Annotated in this window: 19 protein-coding genes; 12 read left to right on the forward strand and 7 right to left on the reverse strand. The window is 70.1% G+C overall.

The window, feature by feature from the left end:
- The first annotated feature begins 58 nt into the window (after positions 1–58).
- Entirely contained in the window at positions 59–1,594 is a 1,536-nt protein-coding gene (locus tag KV100_RS10025; protein WP_220342843.1) for an MFS transporter, read from the forward strand.
- Here the strand turns inward: KV100_RS10025 and KV100_RS10030 are convergent.
- From KV100_RS10030 to KV100_RS10040, 3 genes are all read right to left on the reverse strand, one after another.
- The gene (locus KV100_RS10030) at positions 1,569–1,835 is read right to left on the reverse strand and encodes a hypothetical protein (RefSeq protein WP_220342844.1); all 267 of its coding nucleotides are present in this window, start codon (positions 1,833–1,835) and stop codon (positions 1,569–1,571) included. The two genes, KV100_RS10025 and KV100_RS10030, sit on opposite strands and share 26 nt — an antisense overlap.
- A gap of 70 nt (positions 1,836–1,905) precedes the next feature.
- Positions 1,906–4,284, reverse strand: a complete 2,379-nt coding sequence (locus KV100_RS10035; RefSeq protein WP_255566111.1) for an immune inhibitor A domain-containing protein — start codon at positions 4,282–4,284, stop codon at positions 1,906–1,908.
- A gap of 234 nt (positions 4,285–4,518) precedes the next feature.
- On the reverse strand, positions 4,519–6,951 hold the full coding sequence (locus KV100_RS10040) for an immune inhibitor A domain-containing protein (protein WP_220342846.1): 2,433 nt from the start codon (positions 6,949–6,951) through the stop codon (positions 4,519–4,521).
- A 245-nt stretch (positions 6,952–7,196) separates the two neighbouring features.
- Between KV100_RS10040 and KV100_RS10045 the strand changes: the two genes are divergently transcribed.
- Genes KV100_RS10045 through KV100_RS10055 form a run of 3 tightly spaced genes read left to right on the forward strand, consistent with a single transcriptional unit; the run spans position 7,197 to position 10,365 of the window.
- A complete protein-coding gene (locus KV100_RS10045; RefSeq protein WP_220342848.1) occupies positions 7,197–8,024 on the forward strand; it encodes a purine-nucleoside phosphorylase in 828 nt (275 codons plus the stop codon).
- Entirely contained in the window at positions 8,024–9,514 is a 1,491-nt protein-coding gene (locus tag KV100_RS10050) for a cytosine permease (RefSeq protein WP_255566112.1), read from the forward strand. The genes KV100_RS10045 and KV100_RS10050 overlap by 1 nt, the downstream gene beginning before the upstream one ends.
- On the forward strand, positions 9,514–10,365 hold the full coding sequence (locus KV100_RS10055) for an NAD(P)H-binding protein (RefSeq protein ID WP_220342850.1): 852 nt from the start codon (positions 9,514–9,516) through the stop codon (positions 10,363–10,365). The genes KV100_RS10050 and KV100_RS10055 overlap by 1 nt, the downstream gene beginning before the upstream one ends.
- A 67-nt stretch (positions 10,366–10,432) precedes the next feature.
- Here the strand turns inward: KV100_RS10055 and KV100_RS10060 are convergent, their stop codons facing one another.
- Complete coding sequence (locus KV100_RS10060) at positions 10,433–11,791, reverse strand: aminotransferase class I/II-fold pyridoxal phosphate-dependent enzyme (RefSeq protein WP_220342853.1); 1,359 nt, start codon at positions 11,789–11,791, stop codon at positions 10,433–10,435.
- Between the two features lie 178 nt (positions 11,792–11,969).
- On the opposite strand from KV100_RS10060, the gene KV100_RS10065 reads away from it, so the two are divergent.
- Positions 11,970–14,624, forward strand: coding sequence for a M14 family zinc carboxypeptidase (locus KV100_RS10065; RefSeq protein ID WP_220342855.1), 2,655 nt, complete (start codon positions 11,970–11,972; stop codon positions 14,622–14,624).
- 72 nt (positions 14,625–14,696) lie between these two features.
- Here KV100_RS10065 and KV100_RS10070 read toward each other — a convergent pair whose 3' ends face one another.
- Positions 14,697–15,233 (reverse strand): gamma carbonic anhydrase family protein, encoded by a 537-nt coding sequence (locus KV100_RS10070; protein ID WP_220342857.1) that lies wholly within the window; start codon positions 15,231–15,233, stop codon positions 14,697–14,699.
- A 54-nt stretch (positions 15,234–15,287) separates the two neighbouring features.
- A complete protein-coding gene (locus tag KV100_RS10075) occupies positions 15,288–15,839 on the reverse strand; it encodes a TetR/AcrR family transcriptional regulator (RefSeq protein WP_220342858.1) in 552 nt (183 codons plus the stop codon).
- 352 nt (positions 15,840–16,191) lie between these two features.
- Between KV100_RS10075 and KV100_RS10080 the strand changes: the two genes are divergently transcribed.
- The 7 genes from KV100_RS10080 to KV100_RS10110 all read left to right on the forward strand — a co-directional run bounded on the left by KV100_RS10080 (position 16,192) and on the right by KV100_RS10110 (position 24,794).
- The gene (locus KV100_RS10080) at positions 16,192–17,160 is read left to right on the forward strand and encodes a LuxR family transcriptional regulator (RefSeq protein ID WP_220342859.1); all 969 of its coding nucleotides are present in this window, start codon (positions 16,192–16,194) and stop codon (positions 17,158–17,160) included.
- Between the two features lie 87 nt (positions 17,161–17,247).
- Complete coding sequence (locus KV100_RS10085) at positions 17,248–18,210, forward strand: zinc-binding dehydrogenase (protein ID WP_220342860.1); 963 nt, start codon at positions 17,248–17,250, stop codon at positions 18,208–18,210.
- Positions 18,211–18,291: 81 nt separating this feature from the next.
- On the forward strand, positions 18,292–19,614 hold the full coding sequence (locus tag KV100_RS10090) for an alpha/beta fold hydrolase (RefSeq protein ID WP_220342861.1): 1,323 nt from the start codon (positions 18,292–18,294) through the stop codon (positions 19,612–19,614).
- Between the two features lie 87 nt (positions 19,615–19,701).
- Positions 19,702–21,276 carry a carboxyl transferase domain-containing protein gene (locus KV100_RS10095; RefSeq protein WP_255566113.1) on the forward strand — a complete coding sequence of 525 codons (1,575 nt, stop codon included), beginning with the start codon at positions 19,702–19,704 and terminating at the stop codon, positions 21,274–21,276.
- Positions 21,277–21,281: 5 nt separating this feature from the next.
- Positions 21,282–23,144 (forward strand): biotin carboxylase N-terminal domain-containing protein, encoded by a 1,863-nt coding sequence (locus tag KV100_RS10100; RefSeq protein ID WP_220342862.1) that lies wholly within the window; start codon positions 21,282–21,284, stop codon positions 23,142–23,144.
- Entirely contained in the window at positions 23,141–24,070 is a 930-nt protein-coding gene (locus KV100_RS10105) for a hydroxymethylglutaryl-CoA lyase (protein ID WP_220342863.1), read from the forward strand. The genes KV100_RS10100 and KV100_RS10105 overlap by 4 nt, the downstream gene beginning before the upstream one ends.
- Positions 24,071–24,104: 34 nt before the next feature.
- Positions 24,105–24,794, forward strand: a complete 690-nt coding sequence (locus KV100_RS10110) for a VOC family protein (protein WP_220342865.1) — start codon at positions 24,105–24,107, stop codon at positions 24,792–24,794.
- On the opposite strand, the gene KV100_RS10115 is transcribed toward KV100_RS10110, so the two are convergent.
- Positions 24,781–25,326 (reverse strand): hypothetical protein, encoded by a 546-nt coding sequence (locus KV100_RS10115; RefSeq protein WP_220342866.1) that lies wholly within the window; start codon positions 25,324–25,326, stop codon positions 24,781–24,783. The two genes, KV100_RS10110 and KV100_RS10115, sit on opposite strands and share 14 nt — an antisense overlap.
- Positions 25,327–25,379 lie beyond the last annotated feature (53 nt).

Here is a 25,379-nt window from a genome sequence, read left to right on the forward strand (position 1 = left end):
TGACTGTACCGGCTGGACGGTTAAGTCAGACAGGACCGAGGCCTCGACAGGGGGAGACATGAGCACCACCACCGCACCACGCCGTACGGCACCCGTGCCGGCGCGTGCCGGCCTGCGCCAGTGGGCGGCGCTCGCCGTCCTCATGCTCCCGGTGCTGATGGTGAGCATGGACAACACCGTCTTGAGCTTCGCGCTCCCCGACATCAGCTCCTCGCTGCACCCGTCCGGCACCGCGCTGCTCTGGGTCGTCGACATCTACGCCCTGATGCTCGCCGGTCTCCTGGTGGCGATGGGATCGCTCGGCGACCGCATCGGGCGCCGCCGCCTCCTCCTCGTCGGTGCGATCGGCTTCGGAGCGGTCTCGTTCTACGCGGCCCAGGTCGACGACATCAACGGGCTCATCGTCGCCCGCGCCCTGCTCGGCGTCTTCGGTGCGACGCTCATGCCGTCGACGCTGTCGTTGCTGCGCAACATCTTCTTGGACCGCCAGCAGCGGCGGCTCGCGATCGCGGTGTGGGCAGCCGGCTTCTCGGCTGGCGCCGCGCTCGGCCCCGTCATCGGTGGGTGGCTCCTCGAGCACTTCACCTGGCACGCGGTGTTCCTCATCAACCTCCCCGTCGTCGTGGTTCTGGTGCCGCTGGCGGTGTGGCTGCTGCCGGAGTCGCGCAACCCGAACCCCGGGCCGTTCGACCTGGTGAGCATCGTGCTGTCGATGACGACGATGCTGCCGGTCGTCTACGCGATCAAGACCTTCGCCGAGCACGGCCTCACCGCCGCCGTCGGCTGGACCGTGGCCGTCAGCGTGCTGAGCGCGGTCGCGTTCGTACGGCGCCAGCTGGCCCGCGAGCACCCGCTGGTCGACGTCACGATGTTCCGCAACCGCGTGTTCTCCGGAGCGCTCGGCGCCAACCTCCTGAGCCTGATGGGACTCACCGGCTTCCTGTTCTTCGCGGCGCAGTTCCTGCAGCTCGTCGTCGGGCTCGACCCGATGGAGGCGGCGTTGGTCCTGGTCCCGGGACTGGTGGCGACCATCCTGGCCGGTCTGCTCGTCGTGCGCCTCGTGCCGGTGTTCGGTGTGCGCGCTGTGGTGTCGGCGAGCTTCGGCCTGTCGGCGGTGGGCTACGCGATCGCGGCGTTCGCCGGCTCCCTGCCGTCCGCGACGTCGATCGCGGTCGCGTTCCTCGTTCTCGGTGTCGGCATCGGGTTCGCCGAGACGCTCACCAACGACGTCGTCGTGTCCAGCGTGCCGGCAGAGAAGTCGGGCGCTGCATCGGCGCTCTCGGAGACGGCGTACGAGATCGGCGCGGTGCTCGGCACGGCCGTCCTCGGCGGCATCCTCACCGCGACCTACCGCGCGGAGGTCTCGCTCCCGCCGCTGGCCGGCACCGAGACTCAGCGTGAGGCAGCGGGACAGACCCTCGGCGGAGCGATGGACCTGGCCGACGCCATCCCGCCGCAGGTCGGGGGCTGGCTCGTCGAGTCGGCGCACCTGGCGTTCGACCACGCCGTCCAGACCACGAGCGCCGTGGCCGTCGTGATCGCGCTCGGTGCCGCTGCCGTCTCGTGGTTCACCCTGCGCGATGCGGAGCGCTGAGAGCGCCGACGACCGACGCGGATTCGGCGCGGCGCAGGCGCGGCCGGGCGATGCCGAGATAAAGAAGAGACCCGATGGGGCCGAGCAGCACCATCAGGACGATGTAGGTGACCTGGCTCTGACCAGACTGCTCCCACTGTGCCGTCGGCGTCCGTAACGCGTCGATCAGCGCTAGGAGCCACAGGACGATGAGGGGAGCGACAAGGACCCCCGCAGCAAGGAACCACAGACCTAGAACCATGGCGCATTGAACCATGAAATGCGACAACGGCGGGCCCAGATCCTCCTGGGCCCGCCGCTGTCATCTCGGATCAGTTGATCTTGATCCTCATCGAGGTCCCCTCCTGCTGGAGGACCTTCGCCCTGACGCCGACGGCGGGGAGCTTGACGCCGTGGTTCGGCAGCTCCTCGTACCAGTACTTCTTGGTGTCGTCGAAGACCGGTTGAGCCGGTTGTGCGCGGATGTAGCTGGGCTTGCCGTTGGTGTGCAGCGTCATCGAATCGGCCTTGATCAGACCGAACGGTGCGTCGTAGACCTGGATGCGAGCCCGCCACGGAGCCCCGGTGGTGATGTTGATGATCGGCTCCGGGTGGGCGTCGATCGGCAGGTTGCGGCCCTGGCCGGGGTGGTCGGTCGTGTTGTTGTTGGCGATCGACGTGTCCCAGTACGAGATGAGCAGCCCCTGGCCGTAGCGGTAGTGCTCGACCCAGTCCGGCTTGGTGTTCATGAAGCCGAAGTTGTACGGGCCGGTCTGCAGGTACGTGTCATAGCCGACGTAGGACCGGTGGCCCATCACGTAGTAGTTGTCGTACTCCCTCGTCGTGGTCGCGCCGACGATGCTGTAGCCCCTGAACGTCCACGGCCCGGCACCGTTCTCGGCCCCGTCGGACAGGACGGTCGCCCCGTCCGCGGTCACCGCGATCTCGTCGAGGAACAGACCGGAGCCCACGGTCGCGGCGTCGGTCGTGTAGGAGGACCGGAAGAGGATCTTCTGGCCCGCGTACGCATCGAGCGGCACCGTGACCGGCCCCCACGCAGGGTGGTTGCCGTCGAGCGCCGGGTTGCCGTCGGTGTCCGTCCCGTACGGCTTGGCGTCGAGCGTGCCAGGCAGCGACGTCCAGGTCTTCCCGCCGTCGGTGGACGCCTGGAAGTGCGCGAAGTCGTAGCCCTTCTCGATGGAGAAGCGCACCCTCGCATCGAACCTCGCCGACGTCTTGCCGGTCAGGTCGATCGCGGTGGTCATCGCGTTCTCCAGGTTGTTGCCCGACCCGGACCAGAACTGCTTGGTGCCGGTGGGCGCCGGACCGTTGCTCTCCTCGACGGGCTTCTTGGGCAGGACGACGACCGCACCCTGGGCCTTGTCGGAGTTCCACTCCTGCGGGCCGAGGTCGAGCCGCTTGGTCTGCGTGGAGGCGACGGCTTCGTAGTCGAGCCAGCCGAGCTGGAGCTTCTCCCACGCGCCGAGGTCGCCCGGACGGGTGCCGAGCGGCTCGCCGGCGCCGTTGAGTCGGCTCTGCGCCATCAACGTCCAGTACTCGTTGGAGTTGTCGCCCTTGCTGGTCGTGTCGTAGGCGTCGGGCAGACCCAGGTCGTGGCCGTACTCGTGGACGAAGACCGACAGACCACCGTTCTCGGGCTGGATCGTGTAGTCGCCGACCCAGATGCCGGTCGAGCCGATCTGGGTGCCCCCGAGCCGGTTCTGCGGAGGGCCGGTGCTGCCGACGTCGGTCCGGAACGCGTACCAGCGGTGCGACCAGATCGCGTCTCCCGCATAGAGCGGGTCGCCGTCGGCCTCGTCGCCACCGGCGTGCACGATCTGGAAGTGGTCGATGTAGCCGTCGGGCTCGTTGAAGTCGCCGTCGCCGTCGAAGTCGTAGCGGTCGTAGACGTCGTACGACGCCAGGTCGGCCTTGATCTGCGCGTCGGTGCGCCCCTTGGCCTGCTGGTCGGCGACCCAGGCGGTGAGCGCGTCACGGATGAGGTCCCACGTGTTGGCGGTGACGCGACCGTAGCGGGCCTGGTTGTAGGGGACCTTCACCCAGTCCGACACGGTGCCGTCGACGGTGTAGCGACCCGAGGACTGCGCCTCGTAGTACGTCTTCACCGACTCCTGGTCCTCACCGAAGTAGATGTCCTGGTAGTGCTGACGGTCGTAGTCCGGCTGCCAGTTCGTGGAGTTGTCCTGGGTGCGGTCCGGCTCGGGGATCTGGTTGACCTGCGGCCCGTCGAACCGTTGCGGCTTGACCGTGCCGTAGCGCGACCAGTCGTCGTCGGGGAAGTCCGGGTGACGCTGGTCGCCGAACTCGGCGAGGATCACGAAGACCTTGTCGGCCCGCTCCTGCGACAGCTCGACGTACTGGTCGTGGTCCCCGTCGTCGGCGAGTGCCTCACGACCACGCACGGTGGTCTGGGCGGCGGCGTCGGCCGGCGACAACGACGTCCCGACCTTGACGACCTCGGAGCCGTTCTTGGTGACGGGCTTCGCCTCGCCGTTGACGACCGAGGTGATCGCCTCCTCGCGGAGAGCCCGTCGCTTGTCCTCGAGCGGGTTGGGGAGCTCGTGGTCCTTGCTGGTCGTGGCGGCCGCGTTGACCGGGGGCGCCGAGGACGCCGTTCCCGGTGACGCGAAGGCGGCCCCGAAAGAGGCCGCCATGCCGAGGGTGATGAGTGCCGTGCTGAGACGTCTCAAGACTTCTCTCCCCTTCGTGCAACGGAGCCGGACCGATCGGTCCGGCGAGCCCGCGCGGTCCCCGCGACGTGATGGGTGATCACCCGGGGAGACGACGCCCGCTCTGCCACCCAACCTAGGAGCGATCACGTGCTCCGGCCACACGGGACAAGGCTCGGAGCGGGGACGGAGAGGGGACGGAGAGGGCCCCGGGGGATCACCCCCGGGGCCCTCTCCGTGCTCATGACGAGGAGATCAGTTGATCTTGATCCTCATCGAGGTGCCTTCCTGCTTCTGCACCTTGATCTTCACGCCCACCGCAGGCAGCTTGACGCCGTGGCTCGGGAGCTCGGCGTACCAGTACTTCTTGGTGTCGTTGAAGGTCGGCTGCGCCGGCTGTGCCCGGATGTAGCTGGGCTTGCCGTTGGTGTGCAGCGTCATCGAGTCGGCCTTCTTGAGCCCGAACGGGGCGTCGTAGACCTGGATGCGCGCACGCCAAGGAGCGCCGGTCGCGATGTTGATGATCGGCTCCGGGTGGGCGTCGATCGGCAGGTTGCGACCCTGGCCGGGGTGGTCGGTCGTGTTGTTGTCACGCACCGACGTGTCCCAGTACGAGATGAGGAGGCCCTGGCCGTAGCGGTAGTGCTCGACCCAGTCCGGCTTCGTGTTCATGAAGCCGAAGTTGTACGGGCCGGTCTGCAGGTACGTGTCGTACCCGACGTAGGACCGGTGGCCCATCACGTAGTAGTTGTCGTAGTCCCGCGACGTCGTCGCGGCGACGATGCTGTAGCCCACGAACGTCCACGGGCCGGCACCGCTCTCGGCGCCGTCGGAGAGGATCGTGGCTCCGTCGGCAGTCACCACGATGTCGTCGAGGAACAGACCGGCCTTGGCGAGACCGCCGTCGGTCTTGTAGTACGACCGGAAGAGGATCTTCTGGCCGGCGTAGGCGTCGAGCGGGACGGAGACGTTGCCCCAGGCGGGGTGCTCGCCCGACAGCGCCGGGGTGCCCGACGAGTCGGTTCCGTACGCAGCCCCGTCGATCGTGCCGGCGAGCGCCTTCCACGTCTTCCCGCCGTCGGTGGACGCCTGGAAGTACGCGTAGTCGTAGCCTGCCTCGATCGAGAACCGGGCCTTGGCCGTGAAGGCGGCCGACGCCTTGCCGGTGAGGTCGATCTCCGTCGTCATCGAGTTCGCCAGGTCGTCACCGGAGCCGGAGAAGAACTGGTTCTGACCCGACGCCGGAGCGCCGTTGTTGAGCTCGACCCGCTTCTTGGGCAGCACGACGACCGCACCCTGGGCCTTGTCGGAGTTCCACTCCTGCGGGCCGAGGTCGAGCTTCTTGGACTGCTTGTAGCCGACCGCCTCGTAGTCGAGCCAGCCGAGCTGGAGCTTCTCCCACGCGCCGAGGTCGCCCGGGCGCGTGCCGAGCGGCTCGCCGGCGTCGTTGAGGCGGCTCTGCGCCATCAGCGTCCAGTACTCGTTGGAGTTGTCGCCCTTGCCGGAGGTGTCGTACGCATCCGGAAGACCGAGGTCGTGGCCGTACTCGTGGACGAAGACCGACAGTCCGCCGTTCTCCGGCTGGAGCGTGTAGTCACCGACCCAGAAGCCGGTGTCGCCGATCTCGGCGCCGCCGAGCGGGTTCTGCTCGGGTCCGGTGAGTCCGGCATCGGTGCCGAAGGCGTACCAGCGGTGCGACCACAGGGCGTCCCCGCCGTAGATCGGGTCGCCGTCCGCCTCGTCGCCACCGGCGTGCACGATCTGGAAGTGGTCGATGTAGCCGTCGGGCTCGTTGAAGTTGCCGTCGCCGTCGAAGTCGTAGCGGTCGTACTCGTCGTACGACGCCAGGTCGGCCTTGATCTGGGCGTCCGTGCGGCCCTGGGCCTCCTGGTCCGCGACCCACGCCGTGACGGCGTCGCGGATCAGCTCCCACGCGTTGGACTCGTCGGGATCGCCGTTCTCGTCAGCGGTCGTACGGCCGTAGCGCGCCTCGTTGTACGGGACCTTCACCCAGTCCGACACGGTGCCGTCGACGGTGTAGCGACCCGAGGACTGCGCCTCGTAGTACGTCTTCACCGACTCGTCGCCCTTGCCGTCGCCGAAGTAGATGTCCTGGTAGTGCTGGCGGTCGTAGTTCGGCTGCCAGACCGTGGAGTTGTCCTTGGTCCGGTCGGGCTCGGGGATCTGGTTGACCAGCGGGCCGTCGAAGCGCTGCGGCTCGGCGACGTCGGGGTCGAAGTCGTCCCAGCCGTCGTCGGGGTAGTCCGGGTGACGCTGGTCGCCGAACTCGGCGAGGATGACGAAGACCTTGTCGGCCCGCTCCTGGGAGAGCTCGACGTACTGGTCCTGCTTCTGGGCCTTGGGGCCCTTGGCCGCTGCGAGGGCCTTGCGGCCCTTCTTGGTCTTCTGGGCGGCGGCGTCGGCGGGCGCGTACGACTTGCCGACCTTGACGACCTTGGAGCCGTTCTTGGTGACGGGCTTCGCCTCGCCGTTGACGACCGACGTGATGGCCTCCTCGCGGAGAGCCCGTCGCTTGTCCTCGAGCGGGTTGGGCAGCTCGTGGGCCTTGCCGGTGCGGTCCGCAGCGGTGACCGGCGGAGCGGGTTCGGCGGATCCTGGTGCGGCGTAGACGGCGCCGAACGAGGCCGCGACGCCGAGGGTGACGAGTGCAGTGCTGAGACGTCTCAAAGACTTCTCCCCTTCATGCAACGGTGGGACGGGCCGGACTGGCCCGGGGTGAACGCGTCGCCCTGTCCCACAGATGGTTGTGGGGGGGAACGAGACGCACCGCGGCCCAACTTAGGCATTGGCGGGCACGCACGTCTAGACCGGAAGTGCTCCTATTTTTCGTGCGTTTAGGCGAGGATTTATGGGGCACCTGCGTCGTCGCCCGCTGTTCCCCGCGCGAGGCGCGCGCGTGCCAAGATTCGTCCATGCGTGACGAGGCCGCTCTGTCGGCGGCGAGCCGGATCATCTCGGCGAGCGGGGTGGAGCGGCACGACGCCGCCGTCGTCCTCGGGTCGGGATGGACCGGTGCGGTCGACGTCATCGGCACCCCGAGCTGGCAGGTGCCGGCAGCCGACCTCCCAGGATTCTTCCCGCCGGCGGCACCCGGGCACGCGGGTCAGGTCGCCTCGATCCCGTTGACCGCCGGGTCCGGGGACGTCGCGCACGTGCTCGTCCTGAGCGGGCGCACCCACCTCTACGAGGGCCATGGGCCCGCGGCGGTCGCGCACGGCGTACGGACGGCGGCGGCCTGCGGTGCCCGGGTCTGCGTCCTCACCAATGCCAACGGCTCCCTCCGGCCCGAGTGGCCGACCGGGACGGGTGTGCTGATCGCGGACCACCTCGATCTGGCCGCAGTCTCGCCGCTCGTCGGCGCCGACTTCGTCGACCTCACCGACTGCTGGTCGCCGCAGCTGCGTGCGGTCGCCCGTGACGTCGACCCTCGCCTGGTCGAGGGAACGTACGCGATGCTCCGCGGCCCGGAGTTCCAGACCGTCGCCGAGCTCCGTGGCCTGCGCACGGTCGGCGCCGACGTCGTCGGGATGTCGACCGTCCTCGAGGCGATCGCCGCACGCGCCGCCGGGATGGAGCTGCTCGGGATCTCCGTCGTCACCACCACCGAGCTCGACGAGCACGGTGACCACCCTGTCCTCACCGATCCCGACGCCGTGGTGGCTGCCGCCGCGCAGGCGGCGACCGGTCTGGGCACCACGATCCGCCGAGTCCTCGCCGCAACACTCCTGAAGGAGCACTGATGTCCATGGAACCCCCCTCGAGAAGCCACGAGCCCCTCCCGGCCGCCGCCCCGGTCAGTGCGCCGACCAGCGCAATCGAGGCCAACGGGATCAACGTCATCGACGAGTCCGAGCGCAAGGGCACGCCACGGTCCCTGTTCTGGCCGTGGTGCGCGGCCAACATCTCGGTCTTCGGTGTTGCGTACGGCGCCTACTTCCTCGATTTCGGGGTCTCGTTCTGGCAGGCGCTCTTCGCCGGGCTGATCGGGACGGTGCTCTCGTTCCTGCTGGTCGGGGTCGTCTCGATCGCGGGCAAGCGCGGATCGGCCCCGACGATGGTGCTGTCACGCGCTGCGTTCGGCGTGCGCGGCAACACGCTGCCGAGCGCCGTCTCGTACGTGCTGCTCGTCGGCTGGGAGACGGTGCTGGTGTCGCTCGCAGCGTTGGCGAGCGCCTCGGTCATCGAGGAGCTCGGGTGGGGCGGCGGCGACGGAGCCCGGATCCTCGGCTTCGTCCTCACCGCCGCCGTGGTCATCGGCGCGGGCATCCTCGGGTTCGACACGATCATGAAGCTGCAGGTGTGGATCACCATCGCGACCGCGGTGCTGACCGTCGGCTACGTCGCACTCACGTTCGGCGACATCGACTGGGATGCCGTGACCTCGCTGCCGTCGGGCGGTGCCGCCGCGGTGATCGGACTGGCGATCTTCGCGACCGCGGGCTTCGGGATCAGCTGGGTGAACTCCGGCGCCGACTACTCCCGCTACCTGCCCCGTACGGCCTCGGCCGGCGGCGTGGTCCTCTGGACGACCCTCGGCGGGGCGATCGCGCCGGTCTTCCTGGTCCTCTACGGCCTGCTGCTCGCCGGGTCCGATCCCGCGCTGTTCGCGGCGCTCGGCGCCGACCCGATCGGCACGCTCGTGACGCTGCTGCCGACCTGGTACCTCGTGCCGTTCTTCCTCGTCGCGCTGGCCGGGCTGGTCGGCGGTGCGGTGCTCGACATCTACTCCTCGGGCCTCGCGCTGCTCACGCTCGGCCTGAAGACGCCGCGATGGGTCGCGGCGGCGATCGACGGCGCGATCATGGTGGTCGGGACGATCTACTTCCTGTGGATCGCCGACGACTTCTTCGGCCCGTTCCAGGGCTTCCTCATCACGCTCGCCGTGCCGATCGCTGCCTGGGCAGGCATCTTCGTCGCCGACATCGTGCTGCGCCGCCGCGACTACGCCGACCGCGACCTCTACGACCCGCGCGGACGGTACGGCGCGTGGAACGTGCCGACCGTGGCGTGGTTCCTGCTCGCGGTCGTCGTCGGCTGGGGCATGGTCACGAACACCTACGCCGACTGGCTGGGCTGGCAGGGCTACCTGCTGGAGCCGCTGCAGCTCGGCGGCAAGAAGGGCGAGTGGGCGCTCGCGAACCTCGGTGTCGTCGCCGCGCTGGCGATCGGCTTCGTGGGCTACCTCCTCACCGGGCGCGGTCAGGTCGCTCGTCAGGAGGCGCGGCGCTGATGTCGCCGCCCGTCACCGCGACCCGCTCGCGGATCGCGGTGACGGGTTCCACCGGCCGTCTCGGTGGGCAGGTGGTGCGCGCCTTGGCGGGCAGCGCCGAGCACGAGGTGGTCGCCCTCGCCCGCACCCCGGCGTACGACGGGGGTGGGAAGGTCCAGTCCGTCCACACTGACTACGACGATCCCGACTCCCTGCGGACGGCGCTGGTCGGCGTCGACACGCTCGTCTTCGTCTCGAGCGACGGCGAGGCGGCGCGGATGATGACGCACCACCGCAACGTGGTCGAGGCGATCGTGGCGTCGGACGTCGCGCACGTCGTGTATCTCTCCGGTCTGGACGTCGACCTCTCCTCGCCGTTCTGCTACGCCTACACCAACGGCACGACGGAGGAGCTGCTCGCCCGTACGGGCTGTGGGCTGTCGGTCGTGCGTGCGTCGATCTTCACCGAGTTCTTCGCCGGTCTCGTCGCGCGAGCGAGACCGTCCGGCGAGCTGCGGCTTCCCGCTGGCGACGCGCAGGTGTCCCTGGTCTCGCGAGAGGACGTGGCGCGTTGCCTGGCCGCGTTGGCGACGACGCCGACGGGGCGCTCCCACGACGTGACCGGGCCGGTGGCGCTCGGCATGGCGGAGGTGGCCGAGGTTGCGGAGCGGGCCTGGGGCACGCCGGTCTCGTACGTCGACGTCCCCCCGACGACGTTCGGTGCCGAGCTCGCCGCGAGCGGGGAGGACCCGTGGTGGACCTACGCGTACGCGTCGCTGTTCGCCTCGATCCGCCAGCGGCGCTGGGAGGCGGTGTCCGAGGAGGTGCGGGCGCTCACCGGCCGCGCCCCGTCCGCCCCGTCCCCGTGGTGAAGACTTCAGGTCGGTTTCAGCAGCAGAAACCGACCGCAACCCTTCACAACGGGGACGGGAGCGAGAGTCAGCTCGCGCTGCGGTGATCACGCCCGCAGGACGCGACCAGCTCGGCGACGGCGTCGTGCTCGAAGCGCAGGCCGACCGTCGCCAGGCGGAGGTGGCGCGACCCTTCAGCAGGGCCGGCGGCCTCGGTTCCCAGCCGAGCGCGGATCCCCGACCGCGCCAGGCGCCGCAGGGCCGCCGGGCCGTCCGGCACCCGTACCCACAGGGCGAGACCGTCGACGCCGGGCACCGCGAGACCCCGGTGCCGCAGCGCCCGCGCCAGGGCGTGCCACCGTCGCGCGTACCGCCAGCGCGCCCGCGCGACCATCTCCTGGACGCCCAGGTCACCGAGCATCAGCGCCAGGGTCCGTTGGGCGACCAGCGGTGGGAACGACCCGGTGATGTCCTGGCGTGCGCGGAGCCGGTCGACGACGGCGGAGGCTCCCCCGACGACCGCCATCCGTACGGTCGGCCCGTGCGAGCGCTGGTAGCCCCGGACGAGCACGGTCTGGTCCGGCAACCAGCTGCCGACCGACCCCGCAGGCCCGGCGGCGAGACACGCCGCGGTGTCCTCCTCGACGACCAGCACCTCCCGCTCGGCAAGGACCGCGGCAAGGTCACGAGCGCGTTCGTCGGTGACGTGGTGCGCGAGGGGGTCGGCCATCCGCGGCTGGGTGACCACCATGCTCGGGCGCGTCGCGAGAGCACGTGCGAGCGCGTCGGGCAGCATGCCCGCGGCGTCGCACGGCACACGGACGATCTGCGCGCGGACCGCCGTCAGGACCGCCTGGGTCTCCGGCGAGCACGCCGACTCCACGACGACCCGGTCGCCCGGACGGACGACGAGAGCCGCGAGCTGGGCGAGTGCGTCGGCGAATCCCCAGGCGACCGCGAGGCCGTCGGGCACGAACGGCCAGCTGCCGACCGCCATCCGAGCGAGGTCGCCGTCGACCTCGCTCCTCTCGAACTGGTGCCAGGCAAGACCTTCGGCGGCCGCGAGGAGGTGAGGCGCGGGATCCGGGAGGAGGTCCACGTCGTACGCCGAGGCGACGAGGTCGATCCTCACCGGGAGCTCGGGAGGGAGCCCGGGCTCGGGGACCGGAAGGCTGAGGTCACGGACGAAGGTGCCGTTGCGCCCGTCGGAGCGTACGAGGCGCTCGTGGCGCAGGAGGGTCCAGGCGGTGGCGACCGTGGTCGCACCGACCTGCAGCGCGGCAGCCGTTGCACGGACGGTGGGCAGCCGTGAGCCGTCGGCGATCACGCCCTGCCGGATGAGTCCGGCGACGTGGTCGGCGATGCCGCGGGCGGACGGTTCGGTGACGCCTGCGGCGATCTCCGCGGCAGGCATCGAGGTGACCGGTCGACGATGCCTTCCTCCCATGACGAATTCTTAGCGTGCGTGGCAGCCGCGCGCCACCGGTGTCCGCACGCGGACCGCGTGTTGTTGCTAAGTCGGCACAATCCCGAACAATCGAGCGGCGCTCGCCGACGTGAATGCTCCTTAACGTGGGGCCACCCTCGCCGCGGACCCGCGGCGGGTTACGTGGGAAGGGCAGCACATGAGACACAGACGATTGCTCTCCGCCGCCGTCGTGACGGCGTCGGTCTCCTTGCTCGGAACCAGCCTGGTCGCGTCCTCCGCCACCGCGGAGGCGCCGTACCGGATCACCCTGCCGGCCGCCGCGGACGGCATCGAGACGCCCGAGGAGTTCTTCGGGTTCGAGATGGGGACGGAGGGGAAGCTCGCGGCGTACCCCGACGTCCTCGACTACATGAAGACCATCGCCAAGCAGTCCGACCGGGTCGACTACGAGACGGTCGGCGAGACGACGATGGGCAACGAGTACGCCACCGTCTTCATCAGCGCACCCAAGAACCTCGAGCGGCTCGACGAGATCGTCGCGGCCAGCCAGAAGCTCTCCGACCCGCGCTCCACCTCGGAGGCCGAGGCCAAGGCGCTGGCCCGGGAGAGCGTCCCGATCTATCACCTCGAGGCGACGATCCACTCGACCGAGGTCGGCAACGGCCAGGCGATCAACGACATCGTGCACCGGCTCGCGACCGAGGACTCCGACTTCACCGAGGAGGTGCTCAACAACTCGGTGATCATGCTGGTCCCGTCGCAGAACCCTGACGGCCAGCACCTGGTGGTCGACCACTTCAACCGGACCGCAGGCACCGACCTCGCGCGGACGTACCCGGATCTTTACCACAAGTACACCGGGCACGACGACAACCGTGACTGGACGATGTTCACCCAGGTCGAGGCGCAGTACCGGCTCGAGCTGGAGAAGAAGTACCGCCCGGTGATGACGCACATCATGCACCAGCAGGGCAACGGTGGGGAGCGCATCTTCGTCCCGCCGTACGGGGGCGTGACGAGCGCCAACGTGCCGCCCAACATGAACGCCTCGAGCGCGGTCGTCGGGCAGCACGCGGCTCGCCAGCTCGCCGCCGAGGGCAAGTCCGGTGTCGGGTCGCTCGACTACCACATCTTCTGGACCCTGGAGCAGCCCGTCGGGTTCTTCCCGTTCACCGGGACCGGCGCATACCTCACCGAGATCGCGTCCGCCACCGACCTCGCCTACCCGCAGAAGTCGAACGACGGCAAGCCGTTGGGCCCGCAGGTGCCGACGCAGGCGCTGATCGAGCCGTACGAGAAGGACACCTGGACGCTCAAGGACATCGTCGAGTACGCCAGCACCGCCACCTACGCGGGCATGGAGTACGTCGCGCAGAACGGCGAGAAGCTGCTCTACGACAACCTCTTCGCCGTCCCGCAGGAGTACATGGAGAACGGCGTGAAGTCCGGTGTCGAGGCCTACGTCGTCGATGCCGAGCAGCGCGACCCGTTCGCGACGTACGAGATGCTCGAGCGCCTCGACTGGACGCAGGTCGAGATCCATCGGGCGACCGCCCCGTTCACTGCGGGCGGCAAGGAGTACGCCGCCGGGTCGTACGTGATCAAGACCAGGCAGCCGCGCGGCAACTGGGTCGACCAGGTGCTCGGCAAGGACACCTATCCGACCGACGACCTTCCGTACGCCGAGGCGACGACGAGCCTGCCGCTGCAGCTGGGCGTCGCGGTGGACGAGGTCAAGGGTGCCGTCGACGCGCAGCTCGAGCGCGTGACGTCCGTCGAGGTCCCGACCGTGACGATGCCGGCAGCGCCGGGCGCCTCGGGCGCGTACCTCGTACGACCGGAGTCGTACGGCACGATCCAGGTCGTGTCGGCGCTGCAGAAGGCGAACATCACGACCTTCCGGGCCGGCAAGGAGTTCGCCGCCGCCGGCACGACGTACCCGGCGGGCACGTACGTGGTCCCGGCGACGCCGCAGGCGCGCTCGGTCCTCGCGACGTCGACCAAGAAGGTCGGTGTCCCGGTGACGGCGGTCGCGACCGCGCCGAACGTCAAGGGCATCCAGCTCAAGCCGCGCACGCGGGTCGGCCTGCTGCGTGGGGCGAACAACATGCCGGGCGGCTGGGACATGTGGCTCATGGACCAGTACAAGATCAACTACGAGGTCGTGGGCGCCCAGGACTTCCAGACCGGTCGGCTGATCGACGTCTACGACACGATCGTCCTGCCGCAGGGCATCTCCAAGGCGCGCATCGTCGACGGGCTCGACCAGGAGCGCTACGACGAGGAGTTCGCGTGGGCGTACGGCGTCGGTGAGGCGGGCTGGAAGAAGCTGCGGCAGTTCGTCCGCCAGGGCGGCACGCTGCTCGCGATCGGCAGCTCGGTCGCGACGGCGAAGGAGCTGCTGGACCTGCCGATCGAGCCGGCTCTGCCGACCGACCAGGACGTCTTCGCCACCGGCGGCAGCCTCCTCAACCACGAGTTCGACACGTCCGACATGGTCGCGTGGGGGATGCCGGAGAAGTGGCCGGTGTGGCTCTACAACACGCAGGCGTGGAAGCCGACGGGCAAGAAGGCCGACGTCGTGTCGACCTACCCGCAGTCCGACGTCCTTGCGAGCGGATATCTCAAGGGTGAGGACTACATCGAGGGCGCGGCGAACGTCGTGTCGTTCGACGTCGGCAAGGGCAAGGTCGTGACGTACGGCAGCGAGATCACCTTCCGGTCGCTCCCGCGCTCGTCGTTCAACCTGCTCTACAACGCGGTGTACGGCGGCCCCGCTGCGGAGGTGAACAAGACCCAGCTGCGCAAGCTGCAGCCGGCCTTCTCCTCCAGCGGTCGCCTCCTGCAGTAGCGCGTCGCTCCGCCCCGTCCCCGTTGTGAAGACTTCAGGTCGGTTTCAGCAGCAGAAACCGACCGCAACCCTTCACAACGGGGACGGGCCCGCGTCGCGGTGGAGCTCGGTCAGTGCGAGGTAGTTGCTGGCGTTGACCTTGAGGCCTTCGCGCTCCTCGTCGCTCAGCGGGCGGCGCACCTTGCCGGGGACCCCGGCGACGAGCGACCCCGGCGGGACGTCGGTGTCCTGGAGGACGACGGCGCCGGCGGCGACCATGGAGCCCGCCCCGATCCGTGCCCCGTTGAGCACCACGGCACCCATCCCGATCAGCGAGTCGTCCTCCACCGTGCAGCCGTGCAGCACGGCGCGGTGCCCGACCGAGACGCCGGCGCCGAGGGTGACAGGCTTGTCCGTGTCGACGTGGAAGACGCACCCGTCCTGGACGTTGCTGCGCTCGCCGATCGTGATCGGCGCGTTGTCGCCCCGCAGCACGGCGCCGTACCAGACGCTGGCCTGCGGGCCGAGCGTCACGCTGCCGGTCAGGACCGCGGTGGGCGCGACGTACGAGGTGGGATCGAGGCTGGGGCTGGTGCCGGCGATGGTGCGGAGCAGGGGTGCGTCGGTCATGGTGCCGATCGTGCCACGGGTGGTGCCGCGCCCGGGCGAGGGTCGGGTACGGCCTCAGCCGAGGAGGGCGCGGCGGGCCATCTGGGTCAGCAGCTCCGCCATCGCGTCCGCCGAGATCCGGGCGCTGTGCGGCGTCGAGTTGAGCAGGCCGAACGTCGCCTGCACGGCGGCGCGCGCTGTCCGCTGGTCGAGCTCGGGTCGCAGCGTCCGGAGCACCTCGACCCAGGTGTCGACGTAGTCGAGCTGGAGCGCGCGCACCTCTGCCCTGCTGGCGTCGTCGAGGTTGGTCCACTCGCGCTCCTGCACGACGATCAGCGCAGGGTTGGTGAGTGCGAAGTCGATGTGGAAGGCCACCAGCGCGTCGAGCGCGTCCTTGGGGTCGCTCGCTTCCGCGACACGGGTGCGGCCGCCGCTGCGAAGCGTCCGGCTGATCCCGACGAGCATCTCGGAGAGGACCGCGTCCTTGCCGGCGAAGTGGCGGTAGAGGGCGGGGCCGGAGATCCCGCAGGCCGCGCCGATGTCGTGCACGGAGACGCCATGGAAGCCCCGCTCGGCGAAGAGGGTGGCGGCGGTGGTGAGGATTTGCTCCTGGCGCGTGGTGACCACGCCGTCATGCTAGGTCTCCACCGGTTCGCAGGGGAAAAGAAAGCGGCCGGCGGAGATCCGCCGGCCGCCGTTGTCCGTGAGCGGTCTCGGGTCCGCTCACGAACATGTCCCCTCCGCGTCACGGGGGCCGCGCGGAGGAGTCGGGGTGCTACAGGAAGAAATCTGCCACGAATTCACCGGCATGGGAATGGCATAATCAAGCCGTGGCATGAAAACGACACGGATCTCGTTCCGAACGAGGGCTCGCAAGGTCGAGATCGTGTGAACCGGCACCAGTTTTCCCACAAATCCGCCGGATATCGGCAAGATCACGTGGGACGATCACGCATCGAACCGCAGTGAGGGAGGTCGCGTGCTGGAAGTCCTAGGGCTGAGCCCCGACGAGTACGACCTCTATCGCACGCTGGTGGAGGTCGCGAGCGCGACTCCGGGCGACCTCGGCGACGTGGTGGGGATGCCGGTCGCCGACGTGAGCGCCTACCTCTCGTCCCTCGAGCAGCGCGGGCTGGTCGGCCGTCACGTGGACGGCAGCGAGGAGCACTTCACCGCGTCTCCGCCGACGGTCGCCCTCGGCTCGTTGATCGTCGAGCGCCAGCGGTGGCTGCGCCGTGCCGAGATCGAGCTCGAGCGCCTCAACGACCTCTATCGAAAGGCCGCCGACGATCGCACCGCCTCCGACCTGGTCGACCTGGTGCCGGGCCGGGACGCGGGGTTGCAGCGCGTGAAGCAGCTCGTCCGCGCCGCACGGCGAGAAGTCCGCCTGTCGGTGCGTACGACGAAGCTGACGTCGTCGGAGTACGGCTTCGTCGAGGAGCGGCGCGCCGTCGAGCGCGGCGTACGGTTCCGGATCCTCGCCGAGCGTGCGGTCCTCGACCGTCCCAACTCGCTCTCGGACTTCCACGACGGCGAGGGCATGGACGTCCGGCTCGCGTCTGCGCTCCCGTCGCGGCTGCTGGTGGTCGACTCCGAGATCGCGATGGTGCCGGTGATGGCCTCGCCGGACGACCTGTCCGGCGGAGCGCTGATCGTGCACCGGAGCGGACTTCTCGACAGCCTGATCGCTTTGTTCGAAGGGATGTGGGCCGGCGCTTCGCCGCTGCTCGAGAGCCAGTCCGGTGACGCGAGGGCCGCCGGGCTCGACGACACCGACGCACGGATCCTCCGCCTCCTCAACGCCGGCCTCACCGACCACAAGGTGGCGAACCAGCTCAGCCTCTCGGCCCGGACGGTGCAGCGCCGCATGAGTCGGCTGATGGAGCGGGCTGAGGTGGAGACGCGGCTCCAGCTCGGGGTCGCGGCGAAGCAGCGCGGTTGGCTCTAGCGGCGAAGCCAGCGCGGTTGGCTCTTGACCTCATGTCGACTTGAGCATGAACACTCGGGATTCCAGTCGACCGACGAGGAGGACCCGATGCGTGCAGTGGTGGTGCGGGAGTACGGCGGACCGGACGTGCTGGAGGTCGAGGAGCTCCCCGATCCCGAACCAGAGCCGGACCAGCTCCTGGTCGACGTCTCCGTCGCCGACGTGATCTACCTCGACACGATGCTCCGTCAGGGCGGGGCCGTGGAGTGGGGGATGTCTCTGCCGTACGTCGCGGGCGGCGCGGTCGCCGGCACGGTGCGCAGCGTGGGACCCGGCGTCGACGGCTCCTGGATCGGGCGGCGGGTGGTGGCGCGATCGGGGACGCAGGGCGGGTACGCCGAGCGGGTCGCCGTTCCGGTCGAGACCGCGTACGCCCTCCCCGACGACGTCGCCGACGAGGATGCCGCCGCGCTCTCGCGTGACGGGGTGACGGCGCTGCGCCTCGTCGAGGTGACGCGTGTCGAGCGGGGCGACCGGGTGATCGTCAACGCCGCGACCGGAGGCGCGGGGGCGCTGATCGTGCAGCTGCTCCTCGCTCGGGGTGCGGCCGTGGTCGGGGCCGCCCGCGGCGAGCGCAAGCTGGCGCTCGTGCGCGAGCTCGGTGCCGAGGCGGTCGACTACAGCGTGCCCGGCTGGACCGACAAGGCAGTAGCCGCGCTCGGAGGGTTGGCTCCGACCGTGCTGCTCGACGGCGCCGGCGGCACGCCCGGGCAGGAGGCGTTCGCGGTGCTCGGCGACGGGGGCAGGCTCGTTGCGTACGGCGCGGCCGGAGGCTTCCTCGAACCGGACCCGGAGGAGGTGCGCAGGCGTCGCCTGGAGGTGCAGGGCATCACGGGGGCACAGCTCGCACCGGACGGCATCCGGCGCCTGACGGCAGAGGCGGTGCAGCGGCGACGCGCTGGCGAGTGGGCGCCGGTCATCAAGCAGCGCTATCCGTTGGAACGGGCCGCCGACGCCCACCGTGGGCTGGAGGACCGCAGCGCGATCGGCAAGACCCTGTTGCGCGCCTGAGACGCGGTCTCACGTCCTGCTGTTGACCCCCGCTAAGCGCCTGCTTAGTGTCGGAGATCACATCTCGGCCCAGGAGGTCCCGTGAAGCGTGTGCTCGGCTCGATCGTCGCCACTCTCTCGCTCGTTCTCGCCTCGTTCGCCCTGGCAGCGCCTGCTCCGGCGAGCGGGACGGGTCCGGGACACGTCAAGCCGCGACCCATCGTGTTCGTGCACGGCTCGGCGGGCTCGGCGAGCCAGTTCCAGACACCCGCGCTGCGGTTCGCGAGCAACGGCTACCGCGCGGAGGACATCGAGGCGGTCGAGTACGACACGCAGTTCCAGACCAACACGCTCGCTCAGGTGCACGAGCGGATCGACGCCGCGGTCGCGGCGGTGCTCCGACGTACAGGAGCCGACAAGGTCGACCTCGTCGGCCACTCCCTCGGCACGTATGTCTCCCAGCAGTACTTGAACAGCTCCCCGGCGCGCGCCGGCCGTGTCGCCCACTACGTCAACATCGACGGTCTGACGGCGACGGCGCTCCCCGGCGGCGTCCCGACCCTGGCGCTGTGGGCGGAGCCGTGGCGCTATCCAGGCGTCACCCGCACGGTCGTCGGTGCCACCAACGTCGACCTCGGCGAGCAGGGGCACACCGAGGCGGTCACCTCGGAAAAGAGCTTCCGCGAGATGTTCCGCTTCTTCAACGGGCGCCGGCCCGCCACGACCGAGGTCCGTGCGGAGCGTGGGCGTCCGACGGTATCCGGGCGGGTGAACTTCTTCGTGAGCAACCTGCCGGTGGTCGACGGCACGCTGCGGGTCTATCGCGTCGGTCGGCTCACTGGGGCACGCCTCGGACGACCGGTCGCCACCTTCGACGTGACCGACGGAGCGTTCGGCCCGTTCCGCGCCTCGCGGCACGCCCGGTACGAGTTCGTGCTCACCCGCGGCGAGATCACGCACCACTTCTACACCGAGCCGTTCACGCGCTCCGACCGGTTCGTCCGCCTGATGACCGACCAGCCCGGCGGGGTCGTGCGCAGCGTGATGACCGCGTCGCCGCGGCACGCCAACCTCACGATCAGCCGCAACAAGGAGTGGTGGAGCGACCAGGACGGCCGCAACGACACCCTGACGATCGACGGCGTCTCGGTTCTCGACGGGATCGCTCCTCGAGCCAAGCGCGCGATCGGCATCGCGGTGGGCGACCAGCACGCCGACGAGGTGAGCGTCCTGGGTCAGCCCATCGCCGAGTTCGCGTCGGTCCCGTTCATCACCGGCGTCGACCAGTACCTCCGGGCGCCCCGCCGGCACGCCGGGATCCGGCTGCGGGCGGTGCCGCGCGGGACGACACGTCCGCACACCCTCGTCGTCCCGGCCTGGCCGTCGTCCGACCACTGGGTGTCCGTGCAGTTCGACGCGCACTGACGGCTGAGGCGTACGGACCGGCGAGGCGGGTGCGTAGTCCCACGGGGGCGGTGGTTTCTCAGGTTAACAACCGTTAACATCGACGGCATGCACCCCACCGGCATGCGCGACCTCGTCGCCGAGCTGCGCGAACGCCTCGCCGTCGTGCGCACCGGCGGATCGGAGCGCGCCCGCGACAAGCACGAGAAGCGCGGCAAGCTCTTCGTCCGCGACCGCGTCGACCGCCTCCTCGACCCCGGCTCGCCGTTCCTCGAGATCGCGCCGCTGGCCGCGTACGGGATGTACGGCGCCGACGGGGACGCGCACGCGGTGCCCAGCGCAGGTGTGGTCGCCGGCATCGGCCGGGTGTCGGGCCGCGAGTGTGTGATCGTCGCCAACGACGCCACCGTCAAGGGCGGCACCTACTACCCGCTCACGGTCAAGAAGCACCTCCGCGCCCAGACCGTGGCTGCCGAGAACCGGCTCCCCTGCCTCTATCTCGTGGACTCCGGTGGCGCGTTCCTGCCGATGCAGGACGAGGTCTTCCCGGACCGGGAGCACTTCGGGCGCATCTTCTACAACCAGGCGCAGATGTCGGCGCAGGGCATCCCGCAGGTCGCCGCGGTGATGGGCTCGTGCACTGCGGGAGGCGCGTACGTCCCGGCGATGAGCGACGAGACCGTCATCGTCAAGGACCAGGGCACGATCTTCCTGGGAGGCCCGCCGCTGGTGAAGGCCGCGACCGGAGAGGTCGTCACTGCCGAGGAGCTGGGCGGCGGCGAGGTCCACGCCCGGCGCTCCGGTGTCGTCGACCACCTCGCCGACGACGACGCGCACGCCTTGGCGATCGTCCGCAGCATCGTCGCGACGTTCGAGCGCCGGACACCTCCCAGCCTCGAGCGCACGGAGGTCGTCGAGCCCCTCGAGGACCCCGAGACCCTGTACGACGTGGTGCCGACCGACTCGCGCACCCCGTACGACGTGCGCGAGGTGATCCGTCGCCTCGTCGACGGCTCGACGTTCCACGAGTTCAAGCCGCTGTACGGCGAGACGCTGGTCTGCGCGTTCGCCCGCATCTGGGGCTACCCGGTCGCCATCGTCGCCAACAACGGCATCTTGTTCTCCGAGTCGTCCCTCAAGGGCGCGCACTTCATCGAGCTCGCCAACCAGCGCGGCGTCCCGTTGGTGTTCCTCCAGAACATCACCGGCTTCATGGTCGGCCGCGAGTACGAGAACGGCGGCATCGCCAAGGACGGCGCCAAGCTCGTGACCGCCGTCGCGTCCTCGGTCGTTCCGCGGTTCACCGTCGTCATCGGCGGGTCGTACGGCGCCGGCAACTACGGCATGTCGGGACGCGCGTACGACCCTCGCTTCCTCTGGATGTGGCCCAACGCCAAGATCTCCGTGATGGGCGGCGAGCAGGCCGCCTCGGTGCTGGCGACCGTCCGGCGAGACGGCGTGGAGGCGCGTGGCGAGGAGTGGTCGGCCGACGACGAGGAGGCCTTCAAGGCCCCGATCCGCGCCCAGTACGAGGCGCAGGGCTCTGCGTACTACTCGACCGCACGGCTCTGGGACGACGGCATCATCGACCCCGCCGACACCCGGCGCGTCCTCGGCATGGCGCTCCAGGCGTCGTCCAACGCGCCGATCCCCGAACCCCACTACGGCGTCTTCCGGATGTGAGTGCCATGACCCCACGATTCACCAGCGTGCTCGTCGCCAACCGCGGCGAGATCGCCGTCCGCGTCGTCCGCGCCCTCCAGGCGGCCGGGCTGCGGGCGGTCGCCGTCCACTCCGACGCCGATGCCCTGGCGCCCCACGTCCGCCTCGCCGACCATGTCGAGCGGGTCGACTCCTACCTCTCCGTCGACGCGATCCTGGACGCCGCTCGACGCAGTGGTGCGCAGGCCGTGCACCCTGGCTACGGGTTCCTGTCCGAGCGGGCCGACGCGGCTCGGTCGGTCACCGACGCCGGCCTGGTGTGGATCGGACCGAGCGCCGAGGTCATCGACCTGATGGGGCGCAAGGACCGGGCGCGTGACGTGGCCGAGCGGGCAGGTGTGCCCGTGACCCAGCGCTATGACCCGGCGGTGGTCCCCGCCGACGCCTATCCCGTCCTGGTCAAGGCCGCGGCCGGTGGAGGCGGCAAGGGCATGCGTGTCGTGCGGGACCCCGCCGACCTCGCCGAGGCGATCGCGGCCGCCCGCCGTGAGGCCGCGTCGGCCTTCGGCGACGACACGCTCATCGTCGAGGAGTACGTCGAGCGTGGCCGCCACGTCGAGGTGCAGGTGATCGGCGACGAGCACGGCACCGTCCTCCACCTCTTCGAGCGCGACTGCTCGGCCCAGCGCCGCCACCAGAAGGTGCTCGAGGAGGCCCCGGCCCCGACGATCTCCGACGCCACGCGCGCCCGGCTGACGGAGGCCGCGGTCGCGCTGTCGCAGGAGGTCGGCTACGTGAACGCCGGCACGGTCGAGTTCCTCGTGCACGGCCAGGGCGACGCGGAGCGGATCGCCTTCCTCGAGATGAACACGCGCCTCCAGGTCGAGCACCCGGTGACCGAGGCGATCACCCGGCTCGACCTCGTCGATCTCCAGCTGCGGGTCGCGCAGGGTCTCCCCCTCGGCATCGCCCAGGCCGACGTAGCCGCGACCGGGCACGCGATCGAGGCGCGGGTCTACGCCGAGGACGCCTACGCGGGCTTCCTCCCGCAGGCGGGCCGTGCCGACCGCGTCGTCTGGCCCGAGCACGTGCGCGTCGACGCGGCGCTCGAGTCGGGCGCCGAGGTCACCACCGCGTACGACCCGATGCTGGGCAAGGTGATCGCGCACGGACCGGACCGCGAGACCGCTCGCGCCGCGCTCGTCGATGCGCTCGACCGGACGGCCGTGCTGGGCGTCACCACCAACACCGGCTTCCTTCGACGGCTGGTGGCGTCCGATGCCTTCGGGTCCGCGGCGGTCCACACGTCGTGGCTCGACTCGGTCGAGGCGGCAGACCTGACGACACGTCCCGACGTCCCGCCGCAGGCGTGTGAGTCCGCGACACGCGCGTGGGCCCGGGCGAACGTGTCTCCGGCCGACGACCCGTTCGGCGCCGCCGACGGGTGGCGCTCCGCGGCGAGCCCGGCTCCGGTCCTGGTGTCGCTGGTCGACGCCGACGCCAACCCGGTGGAGGTCAGCCTGACGCCCGGGTCGTACGAAGCAGTCACGGCCGTCGACGCGCCGTCGGTCGTCGATCCCCGCAGCGTGACCGTCGCCCACCAGGGCCAGTCCTGGACGTTCCGTCACCCGGACCCGGCGCGTGACCGCGCAGGCGCTGCGACCGGCGACGCCGACATCGTGTCCCCGATGCCGGGCACGGTCCTCTCCGTCTCGGCGGCCGAGGGTGAGACGGTGGACGAAGGCCAGGTCCTCGGCGTCGTGGAGGCGATGAAGATGGAGATCGCGCTGAAGGCTCCGTACGCGGGTGTGGTGACCCGGGTCGGGGTCGCGTCCGGTGACCAGGTCGCGCTCGGTGCGCTGCTGTTCAGGGTGGAGGACCAGGCGTGAGTCTCCCCTCCGTCCACCGCGATCCGGCACTGCCCGAGAGGGTGACGATCTACGAGGTCGGTGCTCGCGACGGTCTGCAGAACGAGTCGGGCGTGATCCCTCTCGACACCAAGCTCGCGTTCGTCGAGCGGCTGACCGCCGCCGGACTCCCGGTCGTCGAGGCGACGAGCTTCGTCCGCCCGCGATGGGTCCCGCAGCTCGCTGACGCCGCCGACCTGGTCGCGCGGCTCGACCTGCACGGCCCCGTGCCGTACCCCGTCCTCGTCCCCAACGAGCGCGGCCTCGACCGCGCGCTCGAGTCCGGCGTCACCCACGTCGCGGTCTTCGCCAGCGCCACGGAGACGTTCGCCGCGAAGAACCTCAACAGCACGTACGAGTCCCAGTTCGCGATGTTCGAGCCGGTGGTGCGGCGTGCCCTCGACGCCGGCGTGAAGGTGCGGGCGTACCTCTCGATGTGCTTCGGCGACCCGTGGGAGGGCGAGGTCGCGGTCGACCGCGTCGTCGCCGCCGGTCGGCGGCTGCTCGACATGGGCGTGTACGAGCTGTCGCTCGGCGACACCATCGGCGTCGGCACCGCACACCACGTCGAGGTGCTGCTCGACGCGTTCGCGGAGGCGGGCGTCGGACTCGACCGGATCGCCCTGCACTTCCACGACACCTACGGGCAGGCGCTCGCCAACACGTCCGCGGCACTCCGCCGCGGCGTCACGACCTTCGACGCCTCCGCCGGTGGGCTCGGCGGGTGTCCATACGCGAAGTCTGCGACCGGCAACCTCGCCACCGAGGATCTGGTCTGGATGCTCGACGGGCTCGGTGTGGCGCACGGGGTCGACCTGTCCGCGCTGGCGCAGACGAGTGCCTGGATGGCAGAGCAGCTGGGGCGCCCGTCCCCGTCCGCGGTGGTGCGTGCGCTGACGGCCGGCTGAGCGGCCAGACGGGCCGGGGTTCTACGCTGCTGGTATGTCTGTCCGCGCGATCCCGCTGCTGCCCTGCCCTTCGACCGACGACATCACCGACTTCTACGAAGCCCTCGGGTTCACCACGACCTTTCGCCAGTCCAGCCCCAACCCGTACGTCGCCGTCGAGCGCGACGGCCTGGAGCTCCACTACTTCGGCGTGGAGGGGTTCGATCCCGACGGCTCGTACGGGACGTGCGTCGTCCTGGTCGACGACACCGAGCCGTGGTTCGAGGCGATCGCGGCCGGGTTGCTTGAGCGCTACGACACGCTCCCGATGTCCGGTGTCCCCCGGATCACGCGACCGCGCCTGCGCGAGAACGCCCGCGGCCTCTCGGGATTCAGCCTGATCGACCCGGGCGGCAACGCGGTCCGCTTCACGCGCGGCATCGCGGAGCCCGTCATGGAGGAGAGCCGGCTCGCGACGGCGTACGCGTACGCGGTGGTGCTCGCCGACTCGAACGGTGACCCGGCGGAGGCGGCGACCTTGCTCGCCGGCGCGATCCGTCGTGAGGACGAGGCGAGTCCCATCGAGGACCGGGTGCAGGCGCTGGCCTACCTCGCCGAGCTCTGGGTCCGCGCCGACGACCCCGAGGCTGCGGCCCGCACCCTGGACGAGCTTGGCGACCACCCCCTCACCCCCGAGATCGAGGAGGCGGTCGCCGACCTGAGGCGATCGCTCAACCGCGCCTGACGTCGCGGCTGTAGCGGCTGAGGTCGTCGAAGATGATGTGGTCCCAGCCGGTGTAGACGAGCGTTCCTGCCTTCACCTTCACGCGGGTGCGGCTGGTCCTCGACAGGCAGCGGACGGGGACTGAGATGGAGGTCCTCCTGCCCTTCCACGCCGTCGTGATCCCGGCACAGCGCAGCGACCTGTACGTGGTCGGGTCGTTGCCGCGCCGCCATCCGAGGCGCCTCGCTGTGACCTTGCCCTGGCGGTTGCGCACGATGCTCACGAGGTAGGCCCAGCGGCCGCTGTCGCGGGTCTTGATCCTCAGCTCCGCCACGTTCATCTTCCTCTTGTTGCCTCGGCGCAACGTGATGATGCCCGTGACCCTGGTCGCGCCGTTCTTGACCCGCAGCTTCGTGATGTCGGCCGCTCTGGGAGCGTCGCCACGCCGGTCCTTCACGTCGCTGGTCGCCGCCTGAGCCGCACCGGGCACCAGGCCGACGGCCAGCACGGTTCCTGCGATCACCGCACCGATCCGCATCCATCGTCTCGTCATGAGAAACCTCCTCGTCCGTCTTCCGCCCGGCCGTTCCGTCCCCGATGTGTGCA

The organism is Mumia sp. zg.B21 (genome assembly GCF_019550855.1).
Lineage (GTDB): Bacteria > Actinomycetota > Actinomycetes > Propionibacteriales > Nocardioidaceae > Mumia.

Bases quoted from the DNA above. Each gene is read 5' to 3' on its own strand.
- KV100_RS10025 (WP_220342843.1), top strand. From the start codon at position 59: ATGAGCACCACCACCGCACCACGCCGTACGGCACCCGTGCCGGCGCGT.
- KV100_RS10030 (WP_220342844.1), bottom strand. From the start codon at position 1,835: ATGGTTCTAGGTCTGTGGTTCCTTGCTGCGGGGGTCCTTGTCGCTCCC.
- KV100_RS10045 (WP_220342848.1), top strand. From the start codon at position 7,197: ATGCGTGACGAGGCCGCTCTGTCGGCGGCGAGCCGGATCATCTCGGCG.
- KV100_RS10050 (WP_255566112.1), top strand. From the start codon at position 8,024: ATGTCCATGGAACCCCCCTCGAGAAGCCACGAGCCCCTCCCGGCCGCC.
- KV100_RS10055 (WP_220342850.1), top strand. From the start codon at position 9,514: ATGTCGCCGCCCGTCACCGCGACCCGCTCGCGGATCGCGGTGACGGGT.
- KV100_RS10060 (WP_220342853.1), bottom strand. From the start codon at position 11,791: ATGGGAGGAAGGCATCGTCGACCGGTCACCTCGATGCCTGCCGCGGAG.
- KV100_RS10065 (WP_220342855.1), top strand. From the start codon at position 11,970: ATGAGACACAGACGATTGCTCTCCGCCGCCGTCGTGACGGCGTCGGTC.
- KV100_RS10070 (WP_220342857.1), bottom strand. From the start codon at position 15,233: ATGACCGACGCACCCCTGCTCCGCACCATCGCCGGCACCAGCCCCAGC.
- KV100_RS10085 (WP_220342860.1), top strand. From the start codon at position 17,248: ATGCGTGCAGTGGTGGTGCGGGAGTACGGCGGACCGGACGTGCTGGAG.
- KV100_RS10095 (WP_255566113.1), top strand. From the start codon at position 19,702: ATGCACCCCACCGGCATGCGCGACCTCGTCGCCGAGCTGCGCGAACGC.
- KV100_RS10100 (WP_220342862.1), top strand. From the start codon at position 21,282: ATGACCCCACGATTCACCAGCGTGCTCGTCGCCAACCGCGGCGAGATC.
- KV100_RS10110 (WP_220342865.1), top strand. From the start codon at position 24,105: ATGTCTGTCCGCGCGATCCCGCTGCTGCCCTGCCCTTCGACCGACGAC.
- KV100_RS10115 (WP_220342866.1), bottom strand. From the start codon at position 25,326: ATGACGAGACGATGGATGCGGATCGGTGCGGTGATCGCAGGAACCGTG.